Source organism: Leptotrichia hofstadii, assembly GCF_007990525.1.
GTDB classification, from domain to species: Bacteria; Fusobacteriota; Fusobacteriia; order Fusobacteriales; family Leptotrichiaceae; genus Leptotrichia; species Leptotrichia hofstadii.
This window is the reverse complement of sequence record NZ_AP019823.1, coordinates 2,498,869-2,521,214: the sequence shown is the minus strand read 5'-3', so window position 1 is coordinate 2,521,214 and position 22,346 is coordinate 2,498,869. Positions and strand designations below refer to the sequence as shown.

Annotated in this window: 24 protein-coding genes; 20 read left to right on the top strand and 4 right to left on the bottom strand. The window is 31.9% G+C overall.

The annotated features are described in order from the left end of the window. Positions 1-68 precede the first annotated feature (68 nt). Both FVE77_RS11965 and FVE77_RS11960 read left to right on the top strand, forming a co-directional pair. Complete coding sequence (locus tag FVE77_RS11965; protein ID WP_026745555.1) at positions 69-848, top strand: SDR family NAD(P)-dependent oxidoreductase; 780 nt, start codon at positions 69-71, stop codon at positions 846-848. Between the two features lie 75 nt (positions 849-923). Next, entirely contained in the window at positions 924-1,334 is a 411-nt protein-coding gene (locus FVE77_RS11960) for a hypothetical protein (RefSeq protein ID WP_026745556.1), read from the top strand. 183 nt (positions 1,335-1,517) lie between these two features. On the opposite strand, the gene FVE77_RS11955 is transcribed toward FVE77_RS11960, so the two are convergent. From FVE77_RS11955 to FVE77_RS11940, 4 genes are all read right to left on the bottom strand, one after another. Further along, complete coding sequence (locus FVE77_RS11955; RefSeq protein ID WP_026745557.1) at positions 1,518-2,954, bottom strand: ATP-binding protein; 1,437 nt, start codon at positions 2,952-2,954, stop codon at positions 1,518-1,520. 416 nt (positions 2,955-3,370) lie between these two features. Next, positions 3,371-4,729, bottom strand: a complete 1,359-nt coding sequence (locus tag FVE77_RS11950) for an MATE family efflux transporter (protein WP_026745558.1) — start codon at positions 4,727-4,729, stop codon at positions 3,371-3,373. An 83-nt stretch (positions 4,730-4,812) separates the two neighbouring features. Beyond that, the gene (locus tag FVE77_RS11945) at positions 4,813-6,051 is read right to left on the bottom strand and encodes an RluA family pseudouridine synthase (protein WP_026745559.1); all 1,239 of its coding nucleotides are present in this window, start codon (positions 6,049-6,051) and stop codon (positions 4,813-4,815) included. A gap of 1,143 nt (positions 6,052-7,194) precedes the next feature. Continuing rightward, a complete protein-coding gene (locus FVE77_RS11940; protein ID WP_026745879.1) occupies positions 7,195-7,860 on the bottom strand; it encodes a thiamine diphosphokinase in 666 nt (221 codons plus the stop codon). A gap of 769 nt (positions 7,861-8,629) precedes the next feature. On the opposite strand from FVE77_RS11940, the gene FVE77_RS11935 reads away from it, so the two are divergent. Genes FVE77_RS11935 through eutC form a run of 18 tightly spaced genes read left to right on the top strand, consistent with a single transcriptional unit; the run spans position 8,630 to position 22,321 of the window. Next, positions 8,630-8,914: a BMC domain-containing protein gene (locus tag FVE77_RS11935; protein ID WP_006805318.1), complete on the top strand. Its 285-nt coding sequence runs from the start codon at positions 8,630-8,632 to the stop codon at positions 8,912-8,914. A gap of 58 nt (positions 8,915-8,972) precedes the next feature. After that, positions 8,973-9,248: a BMC domain-containing protein gene (locus FVE77_RS11930; RefSeq protein WP_006805317.1), complete on the top strand. Its 276-nt coding sequence runs from the start codon at positions 8,973-8,975 to the stop codon at positions 9,246-9,248. A gap of 26 nt (positions 9,249-9,274) precedes the next feature. Continuing rightward, positions 9,275-9,625 (top strand): ethanolamine utilization microcompartment protein EutS, encoded by a 351-nt coding sequence (gene eutS / locus FVE77_RS11925; RefSeq protein ID WP_026745880.1) that lies wholly within the window; start codon positions 9,275-9,277, stop codon positions 9,623-9,625. Positions 9,626-9,627: 2 nt separating this feature from the next. Beyond that, positions 9,628-10,059 (top strand): EutP/PduV family microcompartment system protein, encoded by a 432-nt coding sequence (locus FVE77_RS11920; RefSeq protein WP_026745881.1) that lies wholly within the window; start codon positions 9,628-9,630, stop codon positions 10,057-10,059. A gap of 19 nt (positions 10,060-10,078) precedes the next feature. Next, positions 10,079-10,846 (top strand): BMC domain-containing protein, encoded by a 768-nt coding sequence (locus FVE77_RS13030; RefSeq protein ID WP_026745882.1) that lies wholly within the window; start codon positions 10,079-10,081, stop codon positions 10,844-10,846. Positions 10,847-10,848: 2 nt separating this feature from the next. Further along, positions 10,849-11,145, top strand: a complete 297-nt coding sequence (locus FVE77_RS11910) for a BMC domain-containing protein (RefSeq protein ID WP_021743445.1) — start codon at positions 10,849-10,851, stop codon at positions 11,143-11,145. 51 nt (positions 11,146-11,196) lie between these two features. Then, positions 11,197-12,666 carry an acetaldehyde dehydrogenase (acetylating) gene (locus FVE77_RS11905; protein WP_026745883.1) on the top strand — a complete coding sequence of 490 codons (1,470 nt, stop codon included), beginning with the start codon at positions 11,197-11,199 and terminating at the stop codon, positions 12,664-12,666. Positions 12,667-12,679: 13 nt separating this feature from the next. Beyond that, on the top strand, positions 12,680-13,465 hold the full coding sequence (locus tag FVE77_RS11900) for a cobalamin adenosyltransferase (protein ID WP_026745884.1): 786 nt from the start codon (positions 12,680-12,682) through the stop codon (positions 13,463-13,465). Positions 13,466-13,485: 20 nt separating this feature from the next. After that, the gene (gene eutD, locus FVE77_RS11895) at positions 13,486-14,121 is read left to right on the top strand and encodes an ethanolamine utilization phosphate acetyltransferase EutD (protein WP_021768571.1); all 636 of its coding nucleotides are present in this window, start codon (positions 13,486-13,488) and stop codon (positions 14,119-14,121) included. Positions 14,122-14,148: 27 nt separating this feature from the next. Further along, positions 14,149-14,793, top strand: coding sequence for an ethanolamine utilization protein (locus tag FVE77_RS11890; RefSeq protein WP_026745885.1), 645 nt, complete (start codon positions 14,149-14,151; stop codon positions 14,791-14,793). Position 14,794: 1 nt separating this feature from the next. Beyond that, positions 14,795-15,064 carry a EutN/CcmL family microcompartment protein gene (locus tag FVE77_RS11885; protein WP_026745886.1) on the top strand — a complete coding sequence of 90 codons (270 nt, stop codon included), beginning with the start codon at positions 14,795-14,797 and terminating at the stop codon, positions 15,062-15,064. A 4-nt stretch (positions 15,065-15,068) separates the two neighbouring features. Then, entirely contained in the window at positions 15,069-15,377 is a 309-nt protein-coding gene (locus tag FVE77_RS11880) for a hypothetical protein (RefSeq protein ID WP_006805306.1), read from the top strand. Positions 15,378-15,394: 17 nt separating this feature from the next. Next, positions 15,395-16,513, top strand: a complete 1,119-nt coding sequence (locus tag FVE77_RS11875; RefSeq protein ID WP_026745887.1) for a 1-propanol dehydrogenase PduQ — start codon at positions 15,395-15,397, stop codon at positions 16,511-16,513. Between the two features lie 21 nt (positions 16,514-16,534). After that, on the top strand, positions 16,535-17,113 hold the full coding sequence (locus FVE77_RS11870; protein ID WP_006805304.1) for an ANTAR domain-containing response regulator: 579 nt from the start codon (positions 16,535-16,537) through the stop codon (positions 17,111-17,113). After that, a complete protein-coding gene (locus tag FVE77_RS11865) occupies positions 17,106-18,509 on the top strand; it encodes a sensor histidine kinase (protein WP_026745888.1) in 1,404 nt (467 codons plus the stop codon). Before FVE77_RS11870 ends, FVE77_RS11865 begins: the two co-directional genes overlap by 8 nt. Before the next feature lie 46 nt (positions 18,510-18,555). Further along, positions 18,556-19,986: an ethanolamine ammonia-lyase reactivating factor EutA gene (gene eutA / locus FVE77_RS11860; protein WP_026745889.1), complete on the top strand. Its 1,431-nt coding sequence runs from the start codon at positions 18,556-18,558 to the stop codon at positions 19,984-19,986. Positions 19,987-20,016: 30 nt separating this feature from the next. Then, positions 20,017-21,381, top strand: a complete 1,365-nt coding sequence (locus FVE77_RS11855) for an ethanolamine ammonia-lyase subunit EutB (RefSeq protein WP_026745890.1) — start codon at positions 20,017-20,019, stop codon at positions 21,379-21,381. A 13-nt stretch (positions 21,382-21,394) separates the two neighbouring features. Continuing rightward, positions 21,395-22,321 (top strand): ethanolamine ammonia-lyase subunit EutC, encoded by a 927-nt coding sequence (gene eutC, locus FVE77_RS11850; protein WP_026745891.1) that lies wholly within the window; start codon positions 21,395-21,397, stop codon positions 22,319-22,321. Positions 22,322-22,346 lie beyond the last annotated feature (25 nt).

The following is a 22,346-nucleotide window of genomic DNA, read 5'->3' as shown; positions in this document are numbered from 1 at the left end:
AAAACTCTTGACTTATACTATACTCTAACTGCTATCCTTTATTTATCAAATTTATGGAGGTAATAAATATGAAAACAAAATATACTGTTATAACAGGAGCAAGTTCGGGAATAGGAAAGGCTGTGGCTCTAAAATTTGCAGAAAGAAATAAAAATCTTATTCTGATTGCACGAAGAAAGAATTTACTCAAAGACTTAAAAAGCGAAATTTTGAAGAAAAATCCTAATTTGGATACTCTTGTAATAGATTTTGACTTAACAGATGTCGGTAAAATTCCTAAATTATATTCAAAATTAAACAACTATCATATTGAAACATTGATAAACAATGCAGGTTTTGGGATGTATGGCGATGTAAAAGAGCAGCCTTTAAATAAAATTTCAGATATGCTTCATCTCAATGTAGAAGCATTAACTTTGCTATCTTCTTTATACGTCCAAGATTACCACAACGAAAAAGACTCTCAGTTAATTAATATTTCCTCAACAGGAGGCTGCACAATCGTCCCAAACGCAATTGTCTACTGTGCCACAAAATTTTATGTAAACGCCTTCACAGAAGGACTTGCACTAGAATTAAAGCAAAACAACGCACAATTAAAAGCAAAAATCCTAGCACCCGCCGCAACCAAAACTAACTTTGGAAATATCGCAACTGGTAAAACTAATTTTGATTATGATAAATCTTATCCAAACTATCATACATCCGAAGAAATGGCAGATTTTCTCATTCAACTTTACGAAAGCGACAAAACTGTCGGTTACATCAGCCGTGAAACTTTTGAATTTGACTTGTCCGATGGATTTTTTCAAAATGCGTTTAGCTCTAAAAATAATGTGAAATTTTAAATATTAGTTTTTATTATTGATTTTCTTAAAAAAATATTATAAAATATACAAAAATTGTTATTTAGGAGTGATTTTATGAAAAAAATTATATTTACATTGTTTTTACTGACTTTTAGTTTAAGTTTTTCTAATTCTGATATTGACATATTATCTTCCAAAGTTTGGAACTGTTCCAGTCTTGACAATACACTTAGAGGACTTATCTATGTAAAATTCTTAACTAAAGAAAATGAGCCTTATATTGCTTTTAGCCAAATAGATTCTCGTGCAGCTTTAAAAACAGGAAAAGTTACCCTTGAACTTTCAGAATTAAATTTTGAAGTAAAAGAAGATGAAAATGCCATCTATTTTACAAATTTGAATGAAAAAACTAAAAGTTTTTCTAATTACAAGTTAGTTTATTCATTTGACAAGAAAAACAGACCTAAAATGTCTATAAACCGTATTTCAGATAATAAAAAAATTTGTAACCTTTCAATAAATTAAATTATCAAAAATACAAAAGATAATTAATAATTTTTAAGCAACGATTTCTTAGTGATTTTCGTTGCTTGATTTTTTTCCGACGGTTTTACGATTGGTTTTTTCCGACGGTTTTTTTACCAATCGAATTTAATAATATTTTCTCAAAAATCCCTATCTTTAAGTATTTGAAGCAATTTGTTTATATCATTTTTCCGACGGTTTTTGCGATTGGTTTTTTCCGACGGTTTTTATATATCTGATATTTCTAGTTGCTCCTATTTTTTGTAACATATTATTTTTCACCAAATATCTTAACAAATCTCTCGCACGGCTTTCTTTTACATTCAAAAGTTTTTCTAATTCCGATCGTGTAAGTTCATCATTAGTTTCAAAAAACTCCATTATTTTTTGAATTTGCACTTCTAAAATCTTTCTTTTTTTGATTTCAGTTTTAATTGTAGATTCCCTATTATTTAAATTTTTTATAAAATCATAATTTAAGTTTTTCATTACCACTCTAAATCCATTAAAATCTGAAAAAAATTCAACTGATTTGTCTTCTGTATAATTAAAAGCATTCACAAAATCATCTTTTATTTTTTTGAGTCCACTTCCACGTCTTTCCATAAAATGCATACGAGCAAATAAATCTGCTATTACAGGATTCCTTCTAAAAGATGAAATTGTATCGGTGTTTCTTTCCTGAATAAAAGTTCCGTCATACATTCCGCCGGGAGAATAAATTTCCATTCTGTCATCATAAATATCTACATGAATTTCACTGCCCGTTATTCCATAATCTCTGTGTATAATTGCATTTACCAAAGTTTCCTGTACAGCTCTTTCTGGATAATCTAGCATTTCTATACGTCGTTCATTTGTTTTTTTCCACATTTTTCTATTATTTACCCTTATAAATCTCAAAACTTCATCTAACTGATATAAAATGCTTCCATCAACTTCAATGTCATCAAATGCCTCCATTCTTCCCGAAGATTTGTCAATTCCATTCCATCTTGTACAAAAAATCCTTGATTGATAAATAAGCCTTTCATCGGCTAGTAACGCTCCTGCATTAGTTAATTTTCCATTTCTCATCAATCCAAACGATTCAAAATCAGAATTTAAAAATTCCTGCCTTGTATTCTGATAATAAATTGCCTTCAATTTTGAAAACGAAGCTTTATCAAAATCAATATTTGAATTTAAACTATCGTATGTTTGATTACTTCCTTTTAAAATCAAATTATTAAGTTCATGATTTCTTGTAACTACACTTTCATTTCCAATTCTTACAAATGCTTGTCTTGAGCCGTTTCCAATGTAATAATAAGGTGTCTGATTTCCTGAAAAAACATAAACTAGTAATAAATTTTTATTATTTTCATCTAAATATTTAATTTCTATATTCGGAACAGGCTCTATCAATGTTTTTATTTTTTCACTGATAAATTCAGAATCCTTCTTACAATCTTCCAATCCAACAATTTCATCATCATCACTTACTCCAAAAATCAAAATGCCACCTTTTCCATTTGCAAATGCACTAACTGTTTTTAGCCAATTTTTTACCTTATTTCTTTCAACTTCTCTTTTTTTCTCATAAAATGTTGTTTCACCTAAATATTTTTTTAATTTCATTTTCTCCCCCTTTAATTTTTATGCTTTATTATAATTTTTTTATCCAAAAATAGTCCAATTGTATATGAAATATGTAAGATTATATAAGTTATGTTAAACTCTTCTATTCCTGGAATAAACTGATTTTCTTGATAAAAAATATTATATAAGAAATAAATCAAAATTATGGACATTAATACACCTAATAAAATTTTATTTAATTTTACCAAAAAATTTCTACTCAGATATCCAAAATAGAAAAAAAACATAATAATTATTAACATTGAAATTAATGCCACTACAATACTTTTACCAAAAGATACTAAAATTTCAATCCAAAGTAATAAAAATATTATTGATAATTTTTGTTGAAGAAAAAAATAAATTACTGTAAATAAAACCGTTAGTAAAATTTTTATTAAATTTTCTTTCATTGCTTACTCCTTCACTTTTCTATAACCTTTCATATACCCATTCCCATAAAATGCCCAAGCCAACTGCCCCACCATCACAATCCAAATCAGCGGCTCGCAAACCATTACTCCAAAATACCCCAATTTTGGCACGATAAAAATTACGAAGATTATTTTTCCAAAAAATTCGATTATACTTGAAACGAGGGGGATTAATTTTTCGCCAAGAGCCTGTAAAGCGTATCGCAAGTTAAACAGGATTCCTAGTATTGTGAAAAATGGAGAGGCGATTTTTAGGTAGGTTGAGCCGTTGTGGAGGACGATTTCAGATTCGGAGCCTGACATCAGGTGAATCATGTTTTTGGAAAATAAATATACAAAAATTGTGATTCCAATTGCAAAAATTATATCCATCATATTAGCGTAAAATACGCCTTTTCGGATTCTATCTACTTTATTTGCACCTTTATTTTGGGAAACGAAAGTTGCAAGTGCGAGTGCTATTGTAGTTAGCGGAATGTTGCAAAATCCCATAAGTTTTCTTGCCGAAGTATGTCCAGCGATAATCAAATATCCAAACCCATTTATCGCATACTGTAAAATAAGCGTTCCCATAAGTACAATCGCAATCATAAATCCCATAGAAAGTCCCTGCCCAAGCAGTTCCTTGTACAATTTTTTATCAAATCTGAAATGTTTTTTTCTAGGTATTAAAATTGGCTCTTTTACGTAAATGTAGATAATACTTAAGATAACTGAAATTGCCTGTGCAATAACTGTTGCAATTGCAGCTCCGCCAATTCCCATTTTAAGGGAAGTTATGAAATAAATATCAAGGAAAATGTTTAAAATTGAGGCAATTACCAAAAATACGAGCGACATAAAGCTGTTTCCGATTGCACGTAAAAGTCCTGACGACAGGTTGTAGGAAAAAGTTACGCCAATAAACATTGTTATTATATTTATGTACTCAAATGCTTCTTTTATAATATTTTCAGGCGTATGCAAGATTTTTAACAGCGGCATAAGAATAAACCGTGATAAAATCATTACTCCCACAGTAATCCAAATTCCAATAACAATCGAGCCAGCCACAGACTTTTTCAAAAGATTCTTATTATTCGCCCCATAATTTCTAGCTGTAACCATACTAAGCCCATTTCCAATTCCTAATGCAAATCCAAAGATCAGTTCAAAAATAGCAGCCGAAGCCCCAATGGCCGCAAGCGAGTTATCTCCCAAAGTATGCCCCACAATAGCAATATCCGCCATATTGTAAAGCTGCTGAAAAATATTCGACACAAGTATCGGTATCGAAAAAATCAGAAGCGACTTCAAAATATTATCATTTATCAAATCAACAGAAAAATTAAATTTTTTCATTTTTTATCCTTTCTTTTTGCTTTTTAAATCGTAAGTTTTTATTCTTATTTTAAAAATAGTTTTTTGCAAAAAATATAATTTTTCTATTTTTCCAAAAATTCTTTCATATCTGAAAAAATTGGTATTTCCAGTTCAACTTCCTTTTTGCTTGCAGGATGTGTAAATTTTACCTTATAAGCGTGCAAAAATTGTCTATTTATTCCAAGTTCTTTGTTTAAGCCATTTCCGTAAAGTTCGTCTCCTATAATTGTGTGTCCGATGGATTTCAGGTGAACTCGAATTTGATGTGTTCTCCCTGTAAAAAGTTCACATTCCACTAATGTCACATTTTTTTCAGGATAAGTTTTCAAGACTTTTACAGCCGTTTTTGCGTATTGCCCCCGCTCATCAATTATTCTTTCCAAATTATCCCCATCCCAAAAAATCCGTCTTTCAATAACTATTTTATTTATTCCATTTTTTTCCAAAATTTCATTATTAAAATCATTTTTATTTTTCAAATTTAAATTATCTTTTGCATTTTTGCTGTTAAAATCTATATTTTCATTTATTGTAAAATTTATATTTTCAAAATTACTTTTACTTTTCAGATTTAAATTATTATTTTCTTTTTTACTGTTAAAATCCGTATTTTCTCCAATTTTATTATCTTTATTTTCAAAAGTTAAATTGTTTTCTATTTTTTCCATTTCATCGTATTTTTTCATTTCTCCAAAATTAACTTTTTCAATTTCAGGTTTTAAATTTTCCTTTTCCAAATCCTGAATCTTATGTTTTTTCCCATCTTTTGCAAGTTCTTCATTGATTCTAGCAATTTCCTTATCATCAATAATTCCATTCACAATCGCCAGATATTTTTTCTCAAAAATCGAAAAATTTTGTAAAAATGCCTGTGCAAAACTGTTTTTGACAATAATAATCAGCCCAGATGTATTCATATCGAGCCTATTGTAAAATCGTGGCACTCGGACTTCACCATATTTTTCCAAAAAATGATTTACAATTCCGTTTGCAAGTGTAAAATCAGCTTTTTTCTGTGTCGGATGTGTCAGCAAAAATGGCTCTTTATTCACAACCAAAATATCCTCATCTTCAAAAATAATATCAAGTGGCAATTTAATCGGCTTAATGTCCGTCCCCTTTTTCTTCTCAACAACCCTCAAGTTTCCATGTGACGGCAATTTCTTAGTCAGTCTTACCTGCTTTCCATTCAAAAAAACTTCCACATTTCTCAAACTTCTCCCCGAATAATTCTGCACTTCCCGCAAATACTGCGAGATTTTCATCCTCTGATGTTCCTTTTCTATCCTAAATTTTTTCATTATCTATACACATCCTTTTTTATTTTTTATTATTATTTGATAATCTTGTTTTTTAATAAACTTTTAGTTTTAAAAATAAGTTGCTAAACAAATCTATTATTATACCATCTTCCCATTTAAATAATAAAAATCAGAAAATTAACGGAATTAAAACCTTTTTTACAAAATTGTACTATTTATAATCTATGTACTTATAGAATATCCTTTAATTAAAGTTAATCATTAAGTATCCATATAAGGGATTTTATTTAGAGTTATGAAAAACTGCTCATTGTTAATAAATATTTTTCATAATTTCAGGTTTTTTCTTTTTATATAAGCAAGGGAAATCAATCGCCATTTCCCTTTATTTCGCAATAAAAGTTATTTTAACAAATTTAAATAATGGCATATTAAAGATAATGGCGAAAGTGTATGCACTAACCCTGGCTCGTCTAAGTATTTTTTTGAAATATTCCCAAATTTTATTTGAGAAAGTAGTCTAAACATTCATTATTTGGATAAACCTTAATTACTACGAAAACGAAACTCGCTAACACTCACTTTCGCAAACAAAGATCAGAACCGTTCTATAAAATATATTTGCTATAAAGGTTCTGGCGAAAGAAACACATAAATGTGTTTAGTTGTTTTCATTCCAAAAAAATTACGACATTCCATACTAAATTATAAAGATTATTATACTTAATTACTAAACCCCATTTAAATAACGAAATTATTACAAACTTTTCTAATAAAGGGTATAAATCTAATATTTTTAAATAATTAAATTTTTCGATTAAATTCTAGTATAAATAACCCGTCGGAGCATTTTTCTGTGCTGGCAAAACTGTCTGAGCATAGCGAGTTTTTTGTCAGTGCAGAAAAATGTCGTAGACTAGCCATAGGTTGTAGGATTTGCGGCAATGAGCAATCCTACGAGAATAAAAAGAAAAACCATAATAATATGAAAAAATATTTATTAATCATAATATTTTAAAAATAATAAAAAATAATTTAATTGAATGATTATGAATTAGCTATTAAACAACCCTATTATAAAAATCTTTAAGATGGATACTTAAAAATTAGATTTAATTTTTTTTACAAGACTATTAAACTAATTATTATAAAATTTTATTACTATTTTTTAAATGAGGAGGGTTAGTATAAAAGATTTTTATTATTATTTTTCAAAATAATTATCAGTTTCCCATTTTCAAATTCCACACTAGCCTCATTTTCAACAATAACATTGCTCACAAGTCTGGAACTTTCCCTTTTCACATCAATTTTATCCGTTTCAAATTTAAAGCCTTTTAATGTTAATTTTTCAACTTTTTCACTAATTGGAATGATTGAAAATTCATATTCCTTTTTATTTTTTAGGACAAAAGACTTTTCTGCATAAAAAATTTCTTCATTTTCCTGCAAAAAAACGATATTTTTATATTTTTCCATTATAAATAAGTTGCTCAAAGTCATGTCAATTCGTTTCCCAAGCCCACCAACAACAAATATTTTCTCAATAAAATTCTTATTTTCCGAAATTTTATTAATTTCTTTCAAAATCAGCTCAAAATCTGTAAAATCCTTGTCTTTTGGGAATTTTTTTATCAAAATATTTTTATTTTTATAGTATTCTAAAACTTTTTTCTCAATCGAATCCAGATCTCCAATAATCACTTCTGGCATTTTCCCATATTTAAATGCAGAATTTGCCCCGCCGTCCGCACAAAAGCAAACTGCATTTTCCGAAACCAGTTTATCCATAAATTCCTGCGAATATTTATATTCCCCATTCAAAAAAATCACATATTTTTTCTTCATTTTTCTCCCTTCAGATTAAGAAATATACTCAAACCTGTTTTAAATTAAACTGCTAAAATTATATTAATTTAAAGCTTGAGTAAAATAGTCATAGCTTTTGAGTTTGGCTTTAAACAAATTTTACTGTACAATATATTTATTATACTGTTTTATCTAGTTATTTACAAGATATAATAATTCAAAAAAGAAATCTGAACCATCCCGGTCTTGATTAATTTCCAGTAATGCTAAGCCCATTTAAATATCGGATTTATAAAAATCTTTTTTAGTGAGGGGCTAAAACCTGATATTTTCAAATGACTGAAATATAATTTTTGCTTTTTAAACAGGGTTTAGGATAAATCTTTGATAAACAGGCAATATTTAAATTCTTTTTCTTTTTTAAATGTTGAAATATATTAACAGCTATACTCCTCTCCATTAAATAGTGATTTCTTAAATGTAATTATACAAAATTAAATATGATTTTAAATTTTTTTTTCAATAGCTATTGACAAAATGAAAAATCATAGTATACTCAAAATGAAAGTTGTATTACAATGGGGTATGCAAAACTTTGAAAAAATAATTATTAAATGGAGAAAAATCAACTAAACATATTATAAGAACAATAATATTTAAAAGCAAAGGAGCTTGAAAAATTATTCGATTTTTTAGTTCCTTTTTTATTTTTGCTAATTTAATAATCTATTATTATAATTTTAGAGCAAGGAGGTGAAATCAAAATTAAATTATTTGTCAAATAAAAAATAATTTTAGGAGGAAAGATATGGCAACATTAAATGCACTAGGAATGATAGAAACAAAAGGATTAGTGGCTGCGATAGAAGCTGCAGACGCAATGGTAAAGGCGGCAAATGTTACATTGATTGGAAAAGAGCATGTAGGTGGAGGATTAGTAACAGTGCTTGTAAGAGGAGATGTAGGAGCTGTCAAGGCTGCGACAGATGCGGGAGCCGCTGCTGCAGAAAGAGTTGGAGAATTAATCTCAATTCATGTAATTCCACGTCCACATATCGAAGTGGAAACTATTTTGCCAAAAGGAAGAGAATAGTATAAATAATTTTATAAAAAATAAAACTATTTATAAAAAAATTTAGGAGGTAATAGCTATGGCAACATTAAATGCACTAGGAATGATAGAAACAAAAGGATTAGTAGCTGCAATAGAAGCTGCAGATGCGATGGTAAAAGCTGCAAACGTTACTCTAATCGGAAAAGAACACGTAGGTGGAGGACTAGTAACAGTATTAGTAAGAGGAGATGTAGGAGCAGTTAAGGCTGCGACAGATGCAGGAGCTGCTGCTGCAGAAAGAGTTGGAGAATTGATTTCAATTCATGTAATCCCACGTCCACATGCAGAAGTAGAAACTATTTTGCCTAGATAAAATAAGTTTTAGAAAGGATTTGTTAAATGGAAGAAGAAAAAAAACAGAGAATGATACAGGAATATGTGCCTGGGAGACAACTGACACTGGCTCATATAATTGCAAATCCCCAAAGAGATTTATCAAAAAAAATAGGACTTCATGAAAACAAGGTAAATGCTATCGGAATTTTGACAATAACTCCAGGAGAAGCGGCAATAATTGCAGCGGATCTGGCTACGAAAAGTGCTGGAGTTGAAATAGGATTTGTTGACAGATTTACAGGATCCGTTGTAATAAGCGGAGATGTAGGTAGCGTAGAAGCTGCTGTAAATGAAGTAGTTTCCTACTTTGCAAATATATTAAAATTTAGCATAACTCAAATAACGAGGTCATAAAATTGAAAAGAATACTTTTAATAGGGAAATCCATGTGCGGTAAAACAACACTGACTCAGAGAATACATGGACTGGATATAAAATATGAAAAAACTCAAATGTTAACGTATTCTAACGACATACTTGACACTCCAGGCGAATATATGGAAAATAGAATGCTTTACAAAGCGCTGATTGTAAGCTCGTATGATTGTGATGTTATCGGAATGGTACAAGCGTGTGACGAAGAGCATAATGTGTTTCCGCCAGGATTTTCGACAGCTTTTACAAAGCCTGTAATTGGAATTGTAACTAAATCTGATTTGGGCGGAGATGTGAAAAAGGCTTGTGAAATATTGGAAAATGCAGGAGCTGAACAAGTTTTTGTTGTAAGTTCTTATGAAAACGAAGGAATTGAGGAGCTTGTAAAATATTTGGAAGATGCTTCCGAGTAGACAAGAAGGTGATAGATAGATGGATTCATACGGATATGTGGAAACGCGGGGGCTTGTAACGGCAATAGAAGCTGCAGATGCCGCCTTGAAGGCAGCAAATGTAACACTTACAAACTGCTATTATGTAAAAGGTGGAATTGTAACCATTGAGGTTATGGGAGATGTAGCTGCTGTAAATGCCGCTGTGGATGCCGCAAGTGAAAGTGCCAAAAGGCTTGGAAATTTCCTGAGCAGTAACGTTATTGCAAGAGTGGCTTCTGAAACAAAGAAAATTCTGATAAGTGATATTGGAAAAAAATCTGATGAAAAAACTGACACTGTGCAAGATAATCAAAAAATTATTGAAGAATTAGACAATGAAAATGAAAAAATCGAAGTCGAAACAGTTCCGGAAGAAGTGGTTGAGCAGGCAGTGGATGAAAGTTCAGATATTGAAAATAAAAATCAAGTGACTGAAGAACAATCTGAAGATTTTACAGAAAAAATTGAAACGGAAGAAAAAGCGGAAGAAGTAATTCAGGAAATAACAGAAAATGAAGAAGCAGAAAAACAGAACGGTATTATTCAGGAAAACGAAGAAGTTTCAGTAACAGAAACTTTAAAAAAAAAAGATGAAGAAACAAAAGAAGAAATAAAAAAGGCAAAAAAACATTATCAGGACATGAAGGTGGCAGATTTAAAGACAAAAGTAAACAGTCTTAAACTTGGGTACACATGGAACCAGATAAAGACAATGCCAAAGAAAAAATTAATAGAGATTTTGATAAAAAATAATCAGGAGGAATAAAAATGGCAACATTAAATGCATTAGGAATGATTGAAACTAAAGGATTGGTAGCGGCAGTAGAAGCTGCAGACGCAATGGTAAAAGCTGCAAATGTTACTCTAATCGGAAAAGAACACGTAGGTGGAGGACTAGTAACAGTATTAGTAAGAGGAGATGTAGGAGCAGTTAAGGCTGCAACAGATGCAGGAGCTGCGGCTGCTGAAAGAGTAGGAGAATTGATTTCAATTCACGTAATTCCTCGTCCTCATACTGAAATTGAAGCTATATTGCCTAAATCAAGAGTAGTTGAGGGTGAATAAGAGAACTTAAAGTAATCAGATAACAGTGATTATTTATAGAAAGGACAAACTATGGATAAAGATTTACAATCAATACAAGAAGTAAGAGATTTATTAAATAGCGCAAGTAAAGCATTTGAAGAATATAGTCAGTTCTCGCAAGGTCAAATTGATGAAATAGTAAGGGAAATCTGTGAAGAAGCTCAAAAACATGAAGTTGAGCTAGCAAAACTTGCTAATGAAGAAACAGGATTTGGACGTTGGGAAGATAAAGTTCTAAAAAATAGACTTGCTTCAGTAGGAGTATATGAAGCTATAAAAGATCAGAAGACAAAAGGGATAATTCTTGATGACAAGGAAAAAAGAATAACTGAAATAGGAGTTCCAATGGGTATAATTGCAGCCTTGATTCCATCAACTAATCCTACTTCGTCAACAATTTATAAAATAATGATAGCATTAAAGGCAGGAAACGCAGTAATTGTAAGTCCTCACCCAAATGCAAAGGACTGTATAATTAAGACTGCAGAATACTTGATAAAAGCTGCTGAAAGAAAAGGTGCTCCAAAAGGACTTATTGGAGTTATAAAAACACCTACATTACAAGCTACACAAGAACTTATGAAACATAAAAAGACTTCATTAATTCTTGCAACAGGTGGAGAAGCGATGGTAAAAGCTGCCTATAGTTCAGGAACACCTGCAATAGGAGTAGGACCTGGAAATGGACCTGCGTTTATTGAAAGAAGTGCTGATATAAGAAAAGCTGTTAAAAGAATTATCGACAGTAAAACTTTTGATAATGGAGTAATTTGTGCTTCAGAACAATCAATAGTTACAGAAGAAGTAATTAAAAATCAAGTAGTAGATGAACTAAAAAGACAAGGAGCATACTTCCTTAACAAAGATGAAAGAAATAAAGTTGGAAGCATCCTTATGCGTGCAAACAACACAATGAATCCAAAAATAGTTGGAAAAACAGCTTTATATATAGCTGCAATGGCAGGGATAACAGTTCCTACAACTACAAAAATACTTGTTTCTGAAGAAACAGAAGTTTCTCATTTAAATCCATATTCAAGAGAAAAATTATGTCCTGTATTAGGATTTTATACAGAAGAAACTTGGGAAAAAGCATGTGAAAAATGTATAGAAATTCTTGAAAATGAAGGAATCGGACATACAATGTCAATGCACACAAATAACGAAAATATCGTAAGAGAATTTTCATTGAAAAAACCTGTGTCAAGACTGCTTGTAAATACAGCTGCGGCACTTGGAGGAGTAGGAGCAACAACTAATCTTTTACCTGCATTTACATTAGGATGTGGAACTGTTGGAGGAAGTGCAACTTCTGACAATATTGGACCATTAAATCTTATAAACATTAGAAGAGTAGCTTACGGTACAAAGGAACTGGAAGAATTGAAAGAAGAAGGTTCATGTGTAAATACATGTTCAGTTGATAATTCACGAGTGAACGAAAATGAAATTGAAGATATCATAAGAAAAGTATTGGACGGAATTATAAAAAATAGATAGGGTGTGATAAAAAATGCCTGTTATAACAGAAGGAATGCTTAGAAAATTAGATAAGGAAGGGCAGCTTGAAAAAGTACGAATAACTGAAAAAGACATCCTTACACCGTCAGCAAGAGAGTTTTTAAATGTAAAAAAAATTGATTTTAGAATAAAAAAATCACAGGAGCAAGTTGTAAATAATGAATCAGCCAATGCAAACAGAGTTAAAGACTCTCAAGCAAATACTTCCGAAGAAAAAGCCTCTCCAAAAAGACAGTATAAAGACTATATTACAGGAGCAACTTATGATAAAAAGCCTGAATTTATGACTCAACTGTTTGGAAATGAACTTGTTGTAAAAAATCATAAGAGAATTGTTTTGCGAGGTAAGTTTGATATCTTGCAGGCTGAGGTAATAAGATACTGGAAAAAATATGAAAAGAATAAAAAATTAGAAAGTGACTTTGCACAGGCATACAGATTTGTAAGAGACTTGTTTATAAGTGAGATGACCGATACACCGTTTCAGGAAAGAGATGTTCTTGGATATGACATTGATACATTAAAAGATATAACTCATAATACAATTAAATATTACAAAACAGGACATCTCTTTGAAATAAATGCTGACTTTGATGAAACAGTCATTGATATAAACTGTCTTAGAGCTTTGTCAAGAGAGTGTGAAGTTGCTGCAGTAGATGCTTTTTATAAGGAAGGGAAGACGGAAAGAGTAGACATGCTAAAGGCACTAAACCGTCTGAGCAGTATATTGTACTTGATGATGTTAAAAGCGAATAACGGAGATTATAAATCATAAGCTCCGAATTGGGAGATATTATGGATAGAAATGAATTGGAGAGAATAATAAGAGAAAAATTACAGGAAATAATGGGTGCAGAAAAAGATGATACCTTTATGGTTGAGGCTTCGGGACGACATGTGCATCTTACAAAGGAACACGTAGAAGCACTTTTCGGAGAAGGTTATGAATTGACTCCTGTAAAGGATTTATCACAGCCAGGACAATTTGCGGCGAAGGAAAGAGTTAGGGTAATCGGACCAAAAGGCGAATTTTCCAATGTTGCAATATTAGGACCATGCAGAAATTTTTCTCAAGTGGAATTATCACTTACTGACTGCCGTGAAATAGGAGTCAAGGGAGTAATAAGAGAAAGTGGAAAAATTGAAGGAACACCGGGAATATTACTGGGTGTAGGAGATAAATATGTGCATCTGGATAAAGGTGTTATTGTTGCCAAAAGACATATTCATATGACAAGAGAAGACGCAGAAAGATTTTCTGTAAAAGACGGTGAAACTGTAAAAGTAAAAATTCACAGCGACAGACCGTTAATATTTGATGATGTTTTGATAAGAGTAAGGGACAGCTTTAGACTGAGCATGCATATAGACTTTGATGAAGCCAATTCCTGCGGGTATATTTCAGGAGTGACTGGAAGTATTGAAAAGTAGCTCTAAAAAATATGATGAGGAGATAAAATGGATACTCAAAATTTGATAGAAGTGCTTGCAAGGGAAGTGTTAAAGGAAATTGAAAAAAGGGAAAATGAAAAATTATCTGAAAATAATGAGGTAATTTCTAAAAAATCTGTAATAACAGTTTTTTTGGGAAATGATGAGGTTTTGAAGGATGAACTTAAAAATGAAATATCATTTATGGATAATGTAAAGCTGGACAGCACATGGGAAGACGTTAGACAAAATGAAAATAAAAAAGTGCTTGTAGTATCAACTCTTGGAATAAATGATTTAATAGATCTTTCACAAGGTAGAAAAAGTATTATGACGGAGTTTCTTTTTAATGATTCACAAGTTATTCTTGTAGAAGAAGGGCTGGAATATAAAAAATATACTAAGCCTGCTGTGTTAATTAATCTTTACGACGAATATCTTGAGAAAGTAAAGGAATTTGGAATAAAGGTTGTGAAAAGAACAGAAGTTAAAAATATTTTTTGTGCAAAAGAAAAGGTTTATTTGAAGGGATTGATAACAGAAAGCAGACTTAGAAAGCTAGGATTAAAAAATCAGATGCTTGAAGTTGATGCAAAATCTAAAGTAACTTCCCTTGCAATGGATTATATAAAAGAAAATAGTATTGAATTATACTATGAAAGAGGACAATAGTATGTTAATTGGAAAAGTTGTGGATAATGTCTGGGCAACAAGGAAGGATGAAAAACTAAAAGGATTAAAACTTATGGTAGTTGAAGTAGAAGGAACTGGCGAAGGGCATGGAAGCAGAAAAATGGTAGCGGCAGATTACATTGGATCTGGACAAGGTGACAAGGTAATAATTGTTACAGGAAGTTCTGCAAGACATATATTTGACGCTGAAACCCCTGTGGATGCAACTATTGTAGGAATAATAGACAGTTTGGAGTCGGAAAAGGAGTAAAAAAATGAAAAAAAGATTGATTACGGTAAAAAATCTTTCTGAATTTGTTCAAAACAAGGAATTAGTGGTTCAGGCTGATATGATTATTACTCCCGGGGCAAAGGACATAATTAGGGAACAGGGAGTCGAAGTAAGATATGAAAAATCTTTCTGTGAATCAAACTGTGAATCAGAAAACAAAGTAAAAAATGAAATAAAAAAAGACTGTGGGGATTTAGAAAGAAAAGTTATTGAAATACTTGTAAAAGATTATAAAATAACAGATTTTGAAACAGTCCAAAAAATATTATCCAAATTAAAAGAATTACGATAAGAAAGGAAGTGGATTCAATGGGGTTATTTCAAATAAAACCGGATATTCATTATGGTGCTAATTCTTTGGATATATTAAGAACGCTGGAAATGGAAAAAGTATTTTTAGTTACAGATGAAAATATGGTAAAACTAAAAGTTACAAATAAAGTTGTTAATATTTTAAAATCACGGGAAATAGAAACTAAAATATATTCGGATGTAAAGCCTGATCCCACTGATGAGGAAATTATAAACGGAATGCTGGAATTAAGCGCATATAATCCTGACTGCATAATAGCACTTGGAGGAGGTTCCCCAATAGATGCCTGCAAATCAATGATTTATTTTACAAATCAGATAAAAAAGGCAATTGGACAAAATAAAAAGCCAAAATTTATTGCAATCCCTACAACGAGCGGAACAGGGTCAGAAGTAACATCTTATGCAGTTGTTACAACAAAAGATAAAAAAATACCACTAAGTGACAGTGAAATGCTGCCAGATATAGCAATCTTAAATCCAGAATTTATAAAAACTCTTCCACCATCAATAATTGCAGACACTGGAATGGATGTTTTGACACACGCCATAGAAGCATATGTTTCAAGATCTAGAAATCTGTTTACAAATACACTTGCGCTAGGAGCAATAAAAACTGTTTTTGCTGATTTGGTAAGCAATTTTGAAAATCCTGGGCTGGAAAGGGAAAGAATTGATTTACAGATTGCTTCGTGCATGGCAGGAGTAGCATTCAGCAATGCAGGATTAGGAATAAACCACAGCATAGCACATTCGCTAGGGGCAAGATTTCATAAGCCGCATGGACGGCTTAATGCAGTAATAATGCCAAAAGTTATAAAGTTTAATGCACAAAATAAGAATGCGGCAAGATATTACCGTGAAATTGCTGAAGCGTTGGGATTTACACCTAAAGAAGATGCAGAAGGTGTGGAAATGCTAGCAAAAGCCATCAAAATGAGAGCGGCTAAAATGGGAATACCAAATAATTTAAGAGAACTAGGAATCCCGGAGGAACAATATTTTTCTGAAATGGAAAGTATCATTGATCAGATAGAAAATGATCTGTGTACAGGGGAAAATCCTAGACGATTTAACAGAATTGAAATGAAGCAGTTATTGAAAGATTTATATTAAATTCGAGGAAAAGGAAAAAAAATGAGAAAAATAATAGTTGTAGATGATGAGCCGATAACAAGGATGGATATTTGTGAAATACTTAGAGAAGCCAATTATGATGTAGTTGCTGAGGCAGGTGACGGATTTGATGCTATAGAGCAGAGCAAAAAATATAATCCTGATTTTGTAATAATGGATGTCAAAATGCCAATACTGGATGGATTGAAGGCAGCAAAAGTAATAACGGAGCAAAAATTGTCTAGAGGTATTGTTTTACTTACAGCATATTCCAACAAAGAATTTATAGAGGAAGCAAAAAATATAGGAATAATAGGATATATAGTGAAACCCATCGACGAAAAATCCTTTATTCCTAACCTGGAGATTATATTTAACAAACAGGAAGAATTTGAAAAACTGGAGAAAAAATATTTGAAAACAAGTCAAAAGCTGGAGGATAGAAAAAAAATTGATATAGCCAAAAGTATTTTGATGAAAACAAGGAATTTTACTGAGAATGAAGCATACGAGTACATAAGAACACTTAGTATGAACAAAAGGTGCGATATGGGAAAAATAGCCGATATTATAATTTTATCTGGAGATGAAGATGCTTAGAACGATATGTAAACAATATACGGAGCTTTCAAACAAAGATATTGAAAAGCTGGAGAAAATATGTGAAGGGCTTCCAGTTATGAGCAAGTTATTAAAAGCAGACGTATTTATTGATTGTATGACGGAAAATAGAGATACAGCGATTGTAGTTGCCGAGGCAAATCCAAGACGGGGTTCGAGTTACACTCAGAGCGTTGTAGGGAAATTTGCCTATAGAAAAAATGAGCCTGCGGTATTAAGAACTCTCGAAACTGGACATCCATCACGAGATTATAAGGCATTGACACAGGAAAATAAAAGTGTAACGCAGAATGTAGTGCCTATAAGAAGTGATGAGGAATCTGGAGAAATAATAGCTGTTCTTATAGTCGAAGAGGGCATGAATGAGGAAAATATTAACAAGGAACTGAGTTTTCTTAATAATGCGACTGATGATATCCTTATGAGCTCTGTTGGAATGTTGCGGGAACGTAAAATAATCGACTACATCAATGATGGAATTATAATTTTTAATGAAGAGGGTCTGTGCATATATGCTAATTCCAGAGCTAAATATGTATACAGGAAGATTGGCTATAAGGATTTTTTCCTTGGAGAAAAATTTGATAATATAGTAATTGATGATGTTGAATTTGAGGATGTGCTAAGTGGAAAAGTAAGTGAAAAATCAGATGTAAACATATCAAATATGGTTTTGAGTTTGGAATATATACTGGTAAAGGAAACGAAAGATGTTAAAAATGTCGTTTTATTTATAAAAGATATTACAGAAATTAAAATCAAGGAAAAGGAGCTGATTTTAAAATCAGTTGCAATTAAAGAAATTCATCACAGAGTAAAAAATAATTTACAAACCATTGCAAGTTTGCTTCGGATACAGGCAAGAAAAACAGATGATAAAGCTGTAAAAACGGCATTTAGTGACAGTATAAACAGAATATTAAGTATATCAGTTACTCACGAATTACTTGCTCAGAATGGACTAGATGAATTGGAAATAAAGGAAGTTATAAATAAAATTCTGAAAAATTCGGTAAGAGAAAATTTGGAAGGGCATTTAAAACTAAAAATAGATGTAATCGGAGATAATTTTGAAATCAATTCGGACAAGGCAACAACAATTGCACTTATAGTAAATGAACTTGTGGAAAATTGTATAAAGCACGCTTTTAAGGGGCGTAGCAGAGGACATATAACAATTAGAGTAAAAAGTGGAGAGATGAAATCCCGTATTTTCATAAGTGATGATGGGATTGGAATGGACGAAAAGGACTTTGAAAAAGGGAGTATCGGATTGCAGATTGTGAAAAGTCTTGTAAAGGAAAAACTTTATGGGAATCTGGATATAAAGACTGGTAATAAGGGAACTGAAATCAGTTTTGGGTTTGAAAATTGATTTATCTTTATATTAAATATTAATGAAGACAAAGGAGTCTTGTATAATGATAGAAGAAATATTAAGTGTAGGAATAGACATTGGAACTTCTACTACTCAGCTTATTTTCTCAAAAATTTATATAGAAAACAGAGGAACTGCATTTACAGCGCCTCAGCTTAAAATAATAGGAAAAGAAGTTATATATAGAAGTGACATTTATATTACTCCGCTGGAAACTGAAACAAAAATAGATGCAAAAAAGGTTAAGGAAATAATAGAATCTGAATACAAAAAAGCCAATATTCAATACAAAGATGTTTCGACAGGGGCTGTAATAATAACAGGAGATACGGCAAGAAAGGAAAATGCCAAGGAAGTACTGCAAATTCTTAGTGGAATGGCAGGAGATTTCGTTGTTGCGACAGCAGGACCTGATTTGGAAAGTATTATTGCTGGAAAAGGTTCGGGAGCTTACGGATATTCTGATGAGAAAAATACAAGTATCGTAAACTTTGATATAGGGGGAGGAACTACAAACATTGTAGTTTTCAACAGAGGAGAAGTGGAAGATACAACCTGTCTTGACATTGGAGGACGACTTGTAAAATTTGATGAAAATGGAAATACACGTTATATTTTCAAAAAAATGTACGATATTGCTGCTGATGTAAATGTAAAATTGGAATTGGGCAGAAAAATAAGCGAACAGGATTTGAGAAAAATAACGAGAAGAATGGCACAGCTTATTCTTGAAAGTATTGAACTTTTGCCAAAAACAGATTTGTACCATAAAATAGTAACATATAAAGATTTCAGAAAACGTAATGGCAGCATTGAGCATTATTCATTTACTGGAGGAGTTGCAGATTTCGTTTATGGAAAAACTGAAAAGGACTTGTACAAATATAATGATATAGGGGTAGTACTTGGAGAGGAACTGGTAAAAGTCCTGAAAGAGTTAAATATAGAGCCTCTGAAATTAAGTGAAACAATTGGAGCGACAGTAGTTGGTGCAGGAAGCCATACGACAGAGATAAGTGGAAGTACAATAACTTATACTGAAGGAATTTTTCCAATAAAAAATATTCCTGTACTGAAAATGTCTGAGGCAGACGAGCAGCTGCCAATTAATGAACTAGGAAATATTATTGAAAGTAAACTAAACTGGTTTAACTCTGAAAGTGAAATTGAAAATGTGGCACTTGCCTTTAAAGGTAAACACAATATGGCATATACTGACATAATGGAGCTATCTTCAGTGATTTCAGATGTTATAAAAAGGAAACATGACAAGACTCATCCTGTAATCGTTATAGTTGAAAATGATATGGCAAAAGTATTGGGACAATGTATGAAACTTGCGCTTGATGGTTATGATATAATTTGCATAGACAGTGTAAAAGTAAGAGATGGAGATTATATTGACATAGGAGCGCCGCTAGGAAATGGAAATGTATTACCTGTTGTAATAAAAACATTGGTATTCAGTTATTAAATAAAAAATTTAGAGAGGTGGCATGTAACAATGGTATTAAAAACTAAATTATTCGGACATACTTATGAATTTAAATCTGTAAAAGACGTGCAGAACAAAGCGAGTGAATTTAGATCAGGAGACGAACTTGCAGGAGTAAGTGCAAGCACAGCAGAAGAAAGAGTGGCTGCTAAAGCTGTATTGGCTGAATTGACATTGGCAGATTTAAGAAACAATCCTGCAGTACCTTATGAAGAAGATGAAGTTACAAGAATCATACAGGATGCTGTAAATGAAAAAATTTATGGAGAAATAAAAAACTGGACTGTAAGTGAATTAAGAGAATGGATTTTAGATTCTCATACAAGTGGTGACGACATAAAGAGAATCAGTAAAGGTCTTACAAGTGAAATGGTGGCAGCAGTTGCTAAACTTATGAGTAATATGGACCTTATTCAAGGAGCAAGCAAAATAAGAATTAAAAAATTCTGTAATACTGAAATAGGTGGAGAAGGAATACTTGCTACAAGATTACAGCCTAACCATACAACAGATGATCCAGATGGAATTATGCTTTCAACTTATGAAGGGCTTAGCTTTGGGCAAGGAGATGCATTGCTAGGATTAAACCCAGTTGATGACAGTGTTGACAGTGTTATGAGAGTGTTGCACAGATTCCATGAAATAAAAACTAAATGGGAAATTCCTACACAAATATGTGTATTGGCTCACGTAACTACACAAATGGAAGCAATTAGAAGAGGAGCACCTACAGACTTAGTTTTCCAAAGTATTGCAGGATCTGAAAAAGGAAATGAAGCATTTGGAATAAATGGAACAATGATTCAGGAAGCAAGAGATTTGGCATTAAAACACGGAACAGCGACAGGACCTAACGTAATGTACTTTGAAACAGGACAAGGTTCAGAATTGTCATCAGATGCTCACCATGGTTGCGATCAGGTTACAATGGAAGCAAGATGTTACGGATTTGCGAAAAAATTTGATCCATTTATTGTAAATACGGTTGTTGGATTTATTGGACCAGAATATTTGTATAACAGTAAACAAGTAATAAGAGCTGGACTTGAAGATCATTTCATGGGTAAACTTACTGGAATCTCAATGGGAGTTGACGCTTGCTACACTAACCACATGAAAGCCGATCAAAACGATATCGAAAACTTGAAAGTATTATTAACAGTAGCAGGATGTAACTACTTTATGGCTATTCCTGCAGGAGATGATATAATGCTTAACTATCAAACATCTTCTTATCATGATGATGCTACATTAAGAGAACTATGTAACAGAAGACCTATAAAACCTTTTGAACAATGGTTAGAAAAAATGGGAATAATGAAAGATGGAAAACTTACAGATAGAGCCGGAGATGCTTCAATTTTCTTAAAATAGGGAGGAAAAATCAATGTTATCAGAAAGAGAACTAAAAGATGTAATCGAAAAAATAATAGGTGAAATAAAAGTAAATGAACCAGTAACAGCTGTGGAAGAAAAAGCGCCAGTTGTCAGTACAAGCTCAGTTTATATTGAAAGTGGAGAGGAGCCACGTGAAAATCCTCATATTGTAAACGGAGAAGTAAGAGATATTGGACAAATAAACATAAAAGATCAAATGCTTGTGGATAATCCTGAAGACAGAGAAGAATATATGAAGTTAAAACAAAAAACATCTGCAAGACTTGGAATTGGAAGAGCTGGAACAAGAATGAGAACAGAAGTTTTGTTAAGATTAAGAGCAGACCACGCTGCAGCGCAAGATGCCGTGTTCAATGACGTGCCTACAGAATTTCTTGATGAACTTGGATTGTTTGAAGTTACTACTGAATGTGAAAGCAGAGATCAATATATCACACGTCCTGATTTAGGAAGAAGAATTTCTGAAGAAGGAATAAAGACAATAGAAGAAAAATGTAAAAAAAATCCAACAGTTCAAATATTATTGTCAGATGGATTAAGTTCAACTGCAGTTGAAGCAAATGCAAAAAATATAATACCTGCATTGTTAAATGGACTTAAAGGATATGGAATTGATACAGGAACACCATTTTTTATCAAATATGGAAGAGTTGGAGCAGGAGATCATGTTGGAGAAATTTTAAATGCTGATGTAGTTTGTATATTAATAGGAGAACGTCCTGGACTTACAACTGCGGAAAGTATGAGTGCCTACATTACTTACAAGGCTCGTCCTGGAATTTCTGAAGCAAAAAGAACAGTTGTTTCAAATATTCATAAGGATGGAACTCCATCTTCAGAAGCAGGAGCTCACGTTGCTACATTAATTAAGAAAGTAATTGATGCAAAAGCAAGTGGACAAGATTTAAAATTATAAATTAACTTAATAAAAAATAAAAATT